The 13407-nt window shown below is 30.3% G+C and carries 12 protein-coding genes and 4 tRNA genes; 13 read left to right on the top strand and 3 right to left on the bottom strand.

The annotated features are described in order from the left end of the window. Positions 1-47: 47 nt before the first annotated feature. From yajC to CKCE_RS03580, 10 genes are all read left to right on the top strand, one after another. Positions 48-392 carry a preprotein translocase subunit YajC gene (yajC, locus tag CKCE_RS03625; RefSeq protein ID WP_015389057.1) on the top strand — a complete coding sequence of 115 codons (345 nt, stop codon included), beginning with the start codon at positions 48-50 and terminating at the stop codon, positions 390-392. 53 nt (positions 393-445) lie between these two features. After that, entirely contained in the window at positions 446-2320 is a 1875-nt protein-coding gene (gene secD / locus CKCE_RS03620; RefSeq protein WP_015389056.1) for a protein translocase subunit SecD, read from the top strand. Positions 2321-2349: 29 nt separating this feature from the next. Further along, on the top strand, positions 2350-3282 hold the full coding sequence (gene secF, locus CKCE_RS03615) for a protein translocase subunit SecF (protein WP_015238957.1): 933 nt from the start codon (positions 2350-2352) through the stop codon (positions 3280-3282). Between the two features lie 45 nt (positions 3283-3327). After that, positions 3328-4695, top strand: coding sequence for a tRNA (N6-isopentenyl adenosine(37)-C2)-methylthiotransferase MiaB (miaB, locus tag CKCE_RS03610; RefSeq protein ID WP_015238956.1), 1368 nt, complete (start codon positions 3328-3330; stop codon positions 4693-4695). A 13-nt stretch (positions 4696-4708) separates the two neighbouring features. Next, positions 4709-5686 (top strand): PhoH family protein, encoded by a 978-nt coding sequence (locus CKCE_RS03605; protein ID WP_015238955.1) that lies wholly within the window; start codon positions 4709-4711, stop codon positions 5684-5686. Then, positions 5673-6161, top strand: coding sequence for an rRNA maturation RNase YbeY (gene ybeY, locus CKCE_RS03600; protein ID WP_015238954.1), 489 nt, complete (start codon positions 5673-5675; stop codon positions 6159-6161). Before CKCE_RS03605 ends, ybeY begins: the two co-directional genes overlap by 14 nt. Positions 6162-6338: 177 nt before the next feature. Beyond that, positions 6339-7133 (top strand): CorC family transporter, encoded by a 795-nt coding sequence (locus CKCE_RS03595; RefSeq protein WP_148283276.1) that lies wholly within the window; start codon positions 6339-6341, stop codon positions 7131-7133. Between the two features lie 124 nt (positions 7134-7257). Then, positions 7258-7333, top strand: a tRNA-Ala gene (locus tag CKCE_RS03590). 8 nt (positions 7334-7341) lie between these two features. Then, positions 7342-7417 (top strand) — tRNA-Glu (locus CKCE_RS03585). Between the two features lie 15 nt (positions 7418-7432). Beyond that, positions 7433-7509, top strand: a tRNA-Asp gene (locus CKCE_RS03580). A 184-nt stretch (positions 7510-7693) separates the two neighbouring features. Here CKCE_RS03580 and CKCE_RS03575 read toward each other — a convergent pair. Next, a tRNA-Lys gene (locus CKCE_RS03575) sits at positions 7694-7769 on the bottom strand. 57 nt (positions 7770-7826) lie between these two features. Further along, positions 7827-9590, bottom strand: coding sequence for an FAD-dependent oxidoreductase (locus CKCE_RS03570; protein WP_225968704.1), 1764 nt, complete (start codon positions 9588-9590; stop codon positions 7827-7829). A gap of 115 nt (positions 9591-9705) precedes the next feature. Between CKCE_RS03570 and CKCE_RS03565 the strand changes: the two genes are divergently transcribed. From CKCE_RS03565 to mgtE, 3 genes are all read left to right on the top strand, one after another. Next, positions 9706-10587 carry an inositol monophosphatase family protein gene (locus tag CKCE_RS03565; RefSeq protein ID WP_015238951.1) on the top strand — a complete coding sequence of 294 codons (882 nt, stop codon included), beginning with the start codon at positions 9706-9708 and terminating at the stop codon, positions 10585-10587. Positions 10588-10728: 141 nt separating this feature from the next. Continuing rightward, the gene (locus tag CKCE_RS03560) at positions 10729-11148 is read left to right on the top strand and encodes an acyl-CoA thioesterase (RefSeq protein WP_015238950.1); all 420 of its coding nucleotides are present in this window, start codon (positions 10729-10731) and stop codon (positions 11146-11148) included. Then, positions 11135-12589, top strand: a complete 1455-nt coding sequence (gene mgtE / locus CKCE_RS03555) for a magnesium transporter (RefSeq protein ID WP_015238949.1) — start codon at positions 11135-11137, stop codon at positions 12587-12589. Before CKCE_RS03560 ends, mgtE begins: the two co-directional genes overlap by 14 nt. A 7-nt stretch (positions 12590-12596) precedes the next feature. Here mgtE and rsmA read toward each other — a convergent pair whose 3' ends face one another. Beyond that, positions 12597-13382: a 16S rRNA (adenine(1518)-N(6)/adenine(1519)-N(6))-dimethyltransferase RsmA gene (gene rsmA / locus CKCE_RS03550; RefSeq protein ID WP_015238948.1), complete on the bottom strand. Its 786-nt coding sequence runs from the start codon at positions 13380-13382 to the stop codon at positions 12597-12599. Positions 13383-13407: the final 25 nt, after the last annotated feature.

Raw genomic sequence — 13407 nt, 5'->3', positions numbered from 1 at the left:
TGTTATATAAACAACCTAGAAAATACTAATCCTTAAAGGAATTTAAAATGAATTTTATAAACTCTTCAAATTTTATTATTGCAAATGCTACCTCTGCAGAAAGCAATACGATAATGGGTATGTTTCCTATAATAATAATGTTTGTAGTTTTATATTTTTTAATGATTAGACCACAAATAAAACGCCAAAAAGAACATAAGAATTTAATTTTATCATTATCTAAAGGTGATGAAATTACTACTTCTGGAGGAATAATGGGCATAATTAGCAAAATACAAGATAATTATATATTTCTTGAAGTCTCGCGTTCAAATAGTCAACCAGTGGAAATAATTGTTCAAAAAAATGCTGTTATTGGTACAATGCCTAGAGGAACAATAAAATCATTATAATCACAACAAATGTAATTTGACACTTTTTCATTATTAACTTTATATAAATAAATATGAACTGCTACCCAAGATGGAAAAACATTCTTATAATACTAACAGTTTTTATAGGAATTCTGTATTTCATACCAAATCTATATGGTGTGTCTCCATCTATCCAAATTAGAAGTGTAAAAAAAAATATACAAGTTGATGATTTGCTAGCAGCAAAAATTGAAGCAGCAATAAAACAAGTGAATATTCCATATAAAAAATGTTCACTTGTAAAAAAAGGCGACTCGTCTATTATAGATATTCTTTTGTTATATCCTGATGATCAAATAATATCCACCAGCATAATAGAAAATTTACTAAATAATACATACGCATCTAACCCCTATATTGTTACGCCTAATATAGTCTCCAATATTCCGAAATGGATGCTAAAACTAGGACCTTTCACACCTAAACCAATCGTACTTGGTTTAGATTTAAGAGGTGGTATTCATATTTTAATTAAGGTTGATATAGATAAAGCTATATCTTCTAACTATGATAATTTATTAATGGATATCAAAGCAATAACAAAAAAACATAAGTTAGACGTTAGAAAAATATACAATGACAGCAAAAGTATTCGTATATCTCTAGCAAACAATCATGATATTAATGAACTCAACAAAAAAATAAAATCTTCTGTCGATGGAATTATTACTAATATAATAGGAAATCAACTTGAATGTAAATTTGAACCTTCTAAAATATCAGAAATAAAAAAACGAGCGATTCAACAAAACCTACTAACATTAAATAATCGTATAAATGCTTTAGGGGTATCTGAACCTGTAATTCAACAACAAGGATCTGATGAAATAATAGTTCAATTGCCAGGCCTACAAGATATTATGAAAGCCAAAGAAATTCTTGGAAGAACTGCCACAATAGAATTCAGGTTAGTTGATGACTCAAAATCAACACAATTATCACTATCTCAAGGAATAATTCCAATTGGCAAAGAACTTTTTTGCGATAAACATAATAATAGAATAGCAGTACATGCCCATCCTATTATTAACAGTGCGAACATATATAATGCACAACCTGGAAGAGATCCACAAACTGGTCAGCCATCTGTCAATTTGACTTTAGATAATAAAGGAGCGAGGATCTTCAAAGATGTGACAAGAGATAATATAAATAAAAGGTTAGCGATATTAATATATGAAGAAGGAAAAGGGGAAATTATAACAGCACCAATAATAAGAAGTGAAATTCCTAATGGAAATATACAAATAACTGGATCTATGAATTATCAAGAAGCAGCTGATATATCTTTGATACTTCGTTCAGGACTGCTATCTGCTCCTATGAACATAATAGAAGAGAAAATCATAGGGCCAAGCTTAGGATCCAGCAATATAGATAAAGGAATGAAATCTATATTTTATGGCTTTTCTGCTATAGTAATTTTCATGACATTATACTATCAAATCTTTGGCATATTTGCTTCCATTGGATTAGCATTAAACATAGTACTATTAATTTCCGCATTATCAATATTACAAGCAACAATTACATTACCAGGTATAGCGGCCATTGCGCTAACAATAGGGATTTCAATAGATGCTAATGTTTTAATAAACGAACGCATAAGAGAAGAGTTACGAAATGAGTCAAATTCACCAAAAAAATCAATAGAAGATGGGTTTGAAAAGGCATGGAATACTATCTTAGATTCAAACTTAACCACTTTTATTGTTGGTTTATCTTTATTAATATTAGGGTCAGGATCTATAAGAGGATTTGCTGTAGTACATTGCATTGGCATCTTATCATCAATTTTTTCTTCTGTAATATTTGTAAAATTTTTAATTAATCTATTCTATGGAAGTAAAAAAAACATAAAAAAAATATATATTGGCCAAATTTGGAAACCAAGAAGTTTAGATTAGCAATTAATAAGATTTTTAGGTAATATACAATGGAACTGTTCCGCATTAGTAAAACTATACATTTTATGCGATATGCTGTTTTACTAAATATCATAAGTTTAGTAACGTTTACTGTGTCTTTATTTTTTATATATCATAAAGGCTTTAATCTATCCACTGAATTCACTGGTGGATCAATTATAGAAGCGTCCTACTCTGGAGAAAAAATACTACAACTTGATGAAATCAAGTCATCTCTAACAAATATTCCACATATAGAACATATACAAGTTCAATATCTTGGGTCTTCGAAAGAAATAATAATAAGATTACCAAATTTAGAAAATTTTTCTCTAGAAACTACAACATCTACTATACTAAGTGAACTACAAAAATATGATAATTCATTTAATATAAATAAAACAGAATTTATAGGACCACAAGTAGGAGAAAAGTTATTACAAGATATGTTGCTATCTGTAATTATGTTAGTCATAGGCATCATATTTTATTTAAGCATTAGATTTGAATTGATAATAGCTGCTGCTGTTGTCATGGCAAATCTGCATGATGTAGTAATTATTCTAGGATTTTTTGCTTTTTTTCAATGGGAGTTTTCCCTTTCTGTATTAGCAGGAACGCTTGCTGCACTAGGATATTCTGTTAATGAATCAGTAATTGTAATGGATAGAGTAAGAGAAAATTATTTAAAGTACATAGGCCCTAAAAACATAAAAAACACAAAAGCCTTAATTAATAAATCAATAACTCAAACTATTTCTAGAACAATAATCACACATGGTTCAACCCAATTCATGATTTTATCAATATTACTATTTGGAGGTGCATCTTTGCATTATTTTGCTGTTGCTCTCACTATAGGAATATGGTTTGGTATTTATTCGTCTATATTTGTTTCTTCTTCACTAGCTTTGCTAATGAAATTTGGAAAAAAAGCATTTCATGCAGAAACACATGATTAGTCTGCATATAACAAAATACAATTATTAAATTCTTCATCAAAACCAATGCATAAAAAAGACTCAGAAAACAAAAACATAAATAAATATAATGTGTATATTAAAACTTTTGGCTGTCAAATGAATGAATATGACTCAGAAAAAATTATTGATATACTAGGAACAAAAAAACAAATTGAAATAGTAAAACAAGCTGAAAAAGCTGATATCATCATATTAAACACTTGCTCGATAAGAGAAAAAGCCCAAGAAAAAGTGTTTTCAGATTTAGGAAGAATAAAAGAGATCAAAGAAGAAAATCCAAATCTTATTATAGGAGTTGGAGGGTGCGTAGCTAGTCAAGAAGGTCATGAAATAATAAAAAGAGCTCCTTATGTAGATATAGTGTTTGGACCACAAACCATACATAAAGTATCTTCTTTGATAGATTCAAGAATTCTAAATAATAAACCACAAATAGATATAAGCTTTCCAGAAATAGAAAAGTTTGATTCTATACCACTGCCAAAAATAACTAAACCAACAGCTTTCGTCTCTATAATGGAAGGATGTAGCAAATACTGTAGTTTTTGTGTTGTCCCCTACACTAGAGGCACTGAAGTATCAAGGCCATTTGAAGACGTGTTATTAGAGATTGCAGATCTTGCAAATAATGGAATCAAAGAAATTACTCTATTGGGACAAAACGTTAATGCTTATAGAGGGGTGATAGGACAAAGCAAAGAAATAGCAGACCTTGCAATGCTTTTAGAATATATACATGAAATACCAGGTATAGAAAGGATTAGATACACAACATCTCACCCTAGAGAAATGACTAAAAGAATATATGATGCTTATGTTAATTTACCAAAATTAGTATCATTCTTACACTTACCAGTGCAATCTGGTAGTGACAAAATTTTATCTGCGATGAAGAGAGGATATTCCTCTATTGAATACAAATCAATTATTAGGAATTTGAGAACAGCAAGACCTGGATTAAAAGTATCCTCAGATTTTATAGTTGGCTTTCCAGGGGAGACTGAAGATGATTTTAAAAAAACTCTGGCATTAATAGAAGATGTTGGATTTGATACATCATTTTCTTTTATATACTCTCCAAGACCAGGCACTCCAGCAGCTAATATACCTGACATCAATAGTCATGAAATAAAATTACAAAGATTACAAAGACTACAAAGTTTAATCAATGATCAAGCAAAAAATATCTCCCAATCTATGCTTCATTCTACACAAAGAATTCTAATAGAAGGAGTCTCAAAAAACAATGCGAACGAACTAATGGGACGAACTGAAAATAATAGAGTTGTTAATTTTGCATGCAATAATAGCAATATAGGTGATTTGGTAGATATAAAAATAACTCAAATAAACAGCAATACACTAAGAGGTGAAATTAACTACGCTCAATAAGTTAATTATAATAATGCAAAACAATATAAGCAAAAAACAAATAAATTGTGATCAAATCATCTTTGATGAAACAAATGCTAATTTTGTTATATCAAGACTGTGTGGTCCTTTGGATATAAATATTAAAATATTATCTGATAACACAAATACTTACATAACAAGAATTGGCAATATCTTCAAAATACAGGGACAAGATTTCTTATTGGCAAAAAAAGCTTTATATTCATTCTATGAACAAGCAAAAAAACAGGAGCTAATGGAAAAAGATATATTCTTAGGTATAAAAGAAATTAGAGAAAATGAATCTATAAATAACGAACCAGAAATAAATGAACAAAATTGTTATAATGATTTTTTTAACTTTAGCAAATTTAAACCTAAAAGTAATCAACAACATAAATGTTTAGAAAACATTTATAAAAACGTCATTAATTTTAGTATTGGGCCTGCAGGTACTGGGAAAACAATGTTAGCAATAGTTTGCGCAATTAGATATCTAGAACTAGGCATAATAAAAAAAATATTACTGACACGTCCAGCAGTAGAAGCAGGAGAAAGACTAGGGTTTCTACCAGGAGATTTGACCCAGAAAATAGATCCATATCTAAGACCATTATATGATATCTTATATGAGTTTATTGGAGCAGAAAAAGTTCAAAAACTAATAGAGAAACAAATTATAGAAATAGCTCCTTTAGCATACATGAGAGGAAGAACATTAAACAATTCTTTCATAATACTAGATGAGTCTCAAAATACTACTCCAGAACAAATGAAGATGTTTCTTACAAGAATAGGTTTCCATAGTAAAGCAGTTATTACTGGTGACCCATCGCAAATAGATTTACAAAAAGGACAGAAAAGTGGTTTAAGTCATGCCATATCAATTTTAAATGATATAGATGGAATTTCTATAACAAGATTTACACAAAAAGACATAATGCGACACCCTCTAGTATCAAAAATAGTAGAAGCTTATGAGAAAAGCTAATCTTAATCCAACAGCTAAACTGTCTCTATCTATACAATATGCTACTCAAAATTGTGAAATTCCTAGATGGAAAATAAGAAAATGGGTTCGCAAATCGATTGAATCTACTACTAATTTCATATCAAAAGAAATAAAATCAATTATAATAACAGTGAGACTAGTAGAAGAAGAAGAAGGTAGATTATTGAATAAATCCTTTCGAAATAAAGATTATGCAACAAATGTTTTAACATTTGAGTATGGAATAACTGAAAATTTATTAACTGCTGATTTAGTTCTTTGTCTACCTATTATATACAAAGAAGCTGAGGAGCAAAATAAAAACAGATTTGAACATGCAGCTCATATAGTAATACATGGTGTATTACATGCATTAGGATTCGATCATAAAGAACATTTAGAAGCACTAGAAATGGAAAGTATTGAAATTTCAATACTTGAAAATCTAAAAATAAAGAATCCTTATGAACAATAAGCTCGTAGAACATACACAACATATCAATGTTATGTATATGCAATGTATTATAACTATAAAATTTTGATTTCAAAAAATTTTCTACGATTTTCATCCTATGAGATAAAATTTGGTAACATAAACGTGAATGACTATATCAAACCAAAATATAAAATTAATAAATTTTCTATAAAGTCTATGATAGAACTACTTATGTCTAAATTTAGACATACACCTAATAACTTAGATCATCTAAAAAAAATATTAACTGCAGCAAATACAAAAGGAATTATAGATTATGACGTACTATCAATAATAGATGGAAGCTTAGTATTATCCAATAAAACAAGTGGCGAAATAATGGTTCCTCGCTCTAAAATGCATATGCTGGAAGTTTCGACTCCAATATCTGAAATGGTTAGTACGATACTAGAAAGCACCCATTCACGTTTTCCTATATTTGAAGGAGAACGTGATAATGTTATAGGAATAGTTTTAGCAAAAGAACTATTACGCTATATTTCTGATCCACAGATAACATTAAAATCGTTAATTAGATCTGCATTTTTTATTCCAGAATCAAAAAAACTTAACATACTTCTAAGGGAATTTAGAATAAGCAGAAACCATATGGCCATAGTCATAGATGAACATGGCGGAATATCAGGGCTTGTTACTATGGAAGATGTTCTAGAACAAATAGTTGGAAATATAGAAGATGAATTTGATAATACTGAAAATAATTCTATATTTGCAGATGGACCAAACCAATGGATAGTAATGGCTTCTACTGACATAAATCATTTTAATGATTATATAAAAACGAATTTACCAAATACGGAATATGATAGCGTTGGAGGATGGCTAGTGGGAGAATTAAACAAAATACCACAATGTGGCGACAAGTCTGTATACGAAGATCTACAATTAGAAGTTATCAGAGCAAATGCAAGAAAAGCTTTATGGCTTAGAGTAAAGCGTACTATAAAATAGTCAAATACATTTAAAATATATTAAATAAAAAATACATATTTAATTTATAAGCTTGCATATAGATAAAATTTAAGTCATAATACTGAAATAATTTTTAGATATATGTATACAAAAAATTTGTGTAGGGGGTATAGCTCAGCTGGGAGAGCGCTTGCATGGCATGCAAGAGGTCAGCGGTTCGATCCCGCTTATCTCCACCAAATTATTTGTCCCCTTCGTCTAGAGGCCTAGGACATCACCCTTTCACGGTGAGTACAGGGGTTCGAATCCCCTAGGGGACGCCATAGAATTGTTAATTCGGAGCGGTAGTTCAGTTGGTTAGAATACCGGCCTGTCACGCCGGGGGTCGCGGGTTCGAGTCCCGTCCGCTCCGCCATAACTAGAGTTAGACAAAACTAAATCTATCATCTTAGTAAAATTCCCTTTGAGATCCTGATATCTTTTATATATAGATGAATTTTCAAACAATTGAAAATTATTGAATAAACCAATCTTATTATTTAAAACCAGAATAGTTTAGAGTGTTTTGAGTCCTACAAATAAAATCTGAAACAGATGTCTGGTGGGGTGTGCGGGAATCGAACCCACGACCAATTGATTAAAAGTCAACTGCTCTACCGGCTGAGCTAACACCCCATTACCAAAGACAAGTTTTATTCTACCATATTAAACAAATTAATATCAATATTAATTTCACCTTGGTTTCAAAATTGTCATCATTTGTTTTTCTATTAACAATGGCTCACCACAAATTTGAGAAGCAATTATGTCGCCACCAAGAGAAGACCAACACAAACCTCTAGAAGCATATCCAATAGCCAGAAAAAGATTGTTATTATCAACAACATTACCTATCATAGGAATTCTGTTAGGCAAAACCATCCTTTCTCCATGCCAATAAGATATATGTTTATGATAAATATTATGTGTAGCATTCAAGGAATCTGCTAAGTTAGACAAATTATCTAACCTTGATTTCTTTACCAAGAGATCATTTCTAAAATCACTTAAATATGTCCCGCCTACAATACAATATCCATTCTTTGATGGCAGAATGTAACATTGCCCTTCTAAAATACAATTGGGTCCACCTTGCAAATCAATATCTTTAATTAATGCTACTTCTCCTAAGACTCTCCTAGCCTTGAATAAATCTATAAGAGAATGTTGTGATTTAATACTGTTTAATAAACTCAAAGAATTATATGAGTTTGCTAATATTAATATATCAGCACTAGCCAGTTGTTTACCATCTTTACCAAATATAATCCACTTATCTTCTTTTTTATCTAACTTTGTTATAAATTGTTGAATTACATTAATTTTTGATAATTTTAATATTCTATTTATGAGAATTCTAGGAGAAACTACCATACTATTTTTACAAAAAATACCACCACTAGAAACTCCTATACCTGCTATATTACTTGCTTCTATCCTATCAACATATCTGTATAAATTACTTAATAAAGAATCATTATTTATAAGATCAAATATCTTATCATTTTTAAATTTTATATCTAGCTGCAATGAACCACAGCGATCTAAAAAAGCTTTGGGCATTAAATTAGACCACCTTGACCAAGCTTGCTCCATACCCAATCTTACTAAACGAGATAAAATATTATTATCAACTGATATAGAAGGACTCAAAGAAGCTCCTAAATGACCTATATGACTATCACCAGTAATATCAATATCGATAATATTTGATTCTATACCTCTAATACTCAATGCATGAGCTATACCAACACCTGAAAGCCCTGCTCCAATGATAACAATTTTTTTATTATTCCGTATCAAAGGACTATATTCTGAGGACCATATACGCGACCATACCCCAACAATTCTATATAAATCTCTCACACTAGTATTTTCGATATAAATCTTAAAACCAATTTCATACAAAATATTTAATATATAATCGTCTCTTTTAATGATAGATATAGTAGACTCTTTAGCACCTAATTTAGATAAATTCAAGACTATTTTCTTAAAATATTCTCGCTCTTCTGCAGTTGGATGACTTAAAAAGTATGCATTAAATCTAGCAACTATCTCTTTGGAAAGCACATGTTTAACTCCAAGAAATAAAGTCAAAGTTAAATTACAATGTTCAAATTCTAGTCTATAAATTCCAGGATAATAATTAGGTAGTTTACATAACAAGGAATCAGCATAGCTAAGTAATTTGGTTGGCAAATTGCAATAAATATTTCTCAAATACGTTTTACAATAACTACTTGACTCAAGTACAACATAATGCAAATGAGAACATCTATTTATATCATTCTTCCAAGTCTCCCATGTAACTAGAAAATCTAATCCATTATTAAAACTAGTCTGGCATATTGTAAAACGATCCTTAAATTGCCATTTCCATGGAAGTTTATTCCCAACAATAAACACATGATAAGAAAGCAATAACTCCTTATTAATATCCAATATGTTACTCACTTTACTATATGCTAATCTCATATATAATTATGATAAATATTTATTTTATAGTATATATATCCAAAAATTTCAAAATAAGCTTCCAAAAAATATCTAACAATAATAAACCTTGTATATGCATAATCATACCAACAAAACAAGCTTAATTTTTAAAGAAACTGATCTTAACAAACTACTTAACTTAGCTATTGAAGCCGCGTTAGAAGGAGCAAAAATTTTAAGAAGCTACTCTTTAAAAAAAACAGAACTTATTATTACGCAGAAGGATAATGCTATAGTAACCCAAGCAGACTATGAATCAGAAACAGCTATAATTACTAAATTAAAATCAAATACTGAATATTCTTTAGGCTTTTTAGCCGAGGAGTCTGGACAATCTAATAATGCGTCTGCTACATGGTGTATAGATCCATTAGATGGAACTACTAATTTCCTTCATGGAATACCACATTACGCAATTTCAATTGCCCTAGTAGCTAAAAAAGGAACTACTATAAATAATAATATTCTATCAGAAGAAACTCCAATTTTAGGCGTGATATATGACCCATGTCGTGAAGAGTTATTCACATCATTGTTCGGGTTTGGTTCTTGCCTTAATAAACAAAAAATATTTTGTAGCAATAAAGATAATTTAAGTAAATCAATAATAGCTATAGGATTACCTTCTAATAATTATACTCATCAAACAATTCACACAAAAATAGCTCAAAAAATTACAAAACAAGCAAGTAGCATTAGGAAAATGGGCTCTGCTTCTTTGGATCTAGCATGGGTAGCTTGTGGTAGGTATGATGGATATATAGAACTAGATCTTTCTCCTTGGGATACAGCTGCTGGAACTGTTATCCTAAGAGAAGCAAATGGCATATGTGAAGATATATTGCAACAAAAACCATGGCCAAGTAACGGATGGATTCTAGCTAGTAATTCTAAATTATATAAATATATCAACGCAGAATTACAAGATATATTATGTGATAACATCATATTATAACAATTGATAAAATAAAAAAGAAACACCTTAATTTTTGATATCTTATAATCTCAAAATAAAAAACGAATATATCATATAAACTCTAGTAAACTGTAAATTATCATATAACTTTAAGAAAACAAACCACTATATATTGAAATGATGGAAACATTAAAACCAGAACATATAAACTATAAAGAATTAATTTTAAAAATTATGCCTATGCCTGCTGATGCCAATGTTAATGGTGATGTATTCGGAGGATGGATTATGTCACAAATAGATCTAGCTGCTTCTGTACCAGCTACTAAAGTAGCTTCAGGAAGAGTAGCCACTGTTGCTATAAATTCTATGCAATTCATTAGTGCAATAAAAATTGGCGACCTCGTTAATATATTTGCACGCATCATAAAAACAGGCAGAACATCTATAACAGTATCAGTAACTGTTTATACAGAAAAAAGACCATTCCAAAATAATCTAATTAAAGCAGCTGAAGCCGTGTTAACATTTGTAGCTACGGATAACAATGGCAAAAGTCGCATATTGCCATCATTAGAAAATAAAAATGACACAAACTAATAATTTAAGCAACAAAACACCTAATGATGCCTCATTACGTCGACTTGACACGGAAGATGCACAAAAAGCATTATTAAAGGTTCAAGAATATTTAAAAAAACATTCATTCATATCAGAAGTAGAATCAGACAAAACAATTCTATCTGTAGAAAAAGATTATATCAATAATTTAGAAAGTTTTATCAATAGTCTACATCCAGCAGATATCGCCTTTATATTAGAATCATTACCGACAGATAAAAGACAACTTATCTGGTCTATAGTAAGGAAAGATTATATTGCAAATATTCTTATAGAAGTAGAAAGTTGGGCCAGAAGTTCACTTATAGAAACCATGTCTATAAGTAGTCTTGTCGCTGCTATTAGTAATCTTGACACTGACGAATTAGCTTATATATCTCCTGATTTACCACCAGAAGCTATTGCTGAAGTTCAAAAAAAATTGAATGATTATGAGCGTTCTCAACTCATAGAAGCTATGGGTTATCCAGAAGAAAGCGTCGGCGCTTTAATGGATTTCGAATTAATAAAGGTTAGAGAAGATATAACCCTAGAAGTTGTTTTACGGTATTTACGCAGACTACAAGAACTACCCGATCATACAGACCAAATATTTGTTGTAGATAGACAAGACAAAATACAAGGTGTTTTGGCTCTAACTACTATATTAATCAGCGAACCTGACGCAGAAGTAAAAACATTAATGAGTAGTGATTTCCTAACATTAAACCCACTAGATTCTGATATAGATGCAGCTGGAGCTTTTGAAAGATATGATCTTGTATCAGCTCCTGTAATAGATGAAAATGGGAAACTAATTGGTAGAGTAACTATTGCAGATGTAGTCGATGTCATACAAGAAAACTCACAAGTACAAGAACTATCGAGAGCTGGCTTACAAGAAGAAGATATATTTTCTAATTTAACAACAGCCCTAATAAATAGGGCCCCTTGGTTACTAGCTAACTTATTTACTGCATCTGTTTCCTCATTCATAGCATCTAGATTTGAGGGAACTGTAAGCAAACTAGTAATATTAGCCTTTCTTATGTCAATAGTAGCAGGAATAGGTGGAAATTCTGGTAATCAAACAATGACAATGGTAATAAGAGCAATAGCTACTGGTCATATTACAGAAAGAGATCTTTGGCAATTACTAAAAAGAGAAATGCTTGTAGCTTCACTAGTAGGGAGTTGTGGCGGTATAGTAGCTGCTATTTTTGCATGGGCTATGTCTAAATCAATGATGATTGCCTTAGTAATGATGGGAGCTATTGTGTGTAATGTTTTAATAGGCACCTTAGTTGGAGTTTTAGTGCCAATACTAAGGTCTCGTTTTGGAAAAGATCCAGCAATAGGATCATCAGTGCTTTTGACTTTTGTAACAGATTCTTTAGGATTTCTGATATTCCTAGGTTTATCAACTATTTTCCTTATATAATCCTTAGTTACATAAGGCCTTTATTGTGCAAAAAATCCGAAATCATTATAAATTTACTTACAGAAAGATTTTCAGCTCTTATTTGAGAATTGAGATCTAAAGCTTCCCAATCAAGGTGTTTAGACCATTCTCCTAAAGAGTTTTTCAAAATTTTTCTTTTTTGTGAGAAAGCTCTAGTTACTAATTGTTTAAATATATTATAGTTTTTCGGCCTAACTCTGTTAAAAGATAAGGGCTTAATGCGAACAAATGATGAAAAAACCTTAGGCATAGGATTAAATGAATCAGGTCTAATATCAAATAATCTCTCAATTTCATAACACTCTTGTAACATGACGGATAAACGACCATAATCGGAACTAGATGGCTGAGCAATCATTCTGTCAACAACTTCTCTTTGTAACATAAAATGTGCATCAATAATTTGATCACTAAACTCCATTATTTTAAATAATAATTGAGTCGAAATATTATATGGTAAGTTACCAATAAGCCTTATGCCTATATTTAAAGTGTTAAAATCAAAATTTAGAACATCAGACTCGATAATTCTAACATTCTTATATTTAGAAAATTTGTGTTCTAAGATTTTTACTAAATCACGATCTATTTCTATACACAATAACTCATTTACCGAATGAATCAATGGCTCTGTTATTGCTGACAAACCAGGGCCAATCTCGACAACATAATCATGTTTCATAGGTTTAAAAGTTGAGATAATATTATGTATTACACTATCATCCACCAAAAAATTCTGGCCAAAACGCTTCCTAGCTTTATGAACAACCATAATTACAATATATTAAATAAGCATT

The organism is Candidatus Kinetoplastibacterium crithidii (ex Angomonas deanei ATCC 30255) (genome assembly GCF_000319225.1).
GTDB classification, from domain to species: domain Bacteria; phylum Pseudomonadota; class Gammaproteobacteria; order Burkholderiales; family Burkholderiaceae_B; genus Kinetoplastidibacterium; species Kinetoplastidibacterium crithidii_B.
The sequence above is the reverse complement of the archived record's forward strand: the minus strand, read 5'-3'. Positions and strand labels throughout refer to the sequence as shown.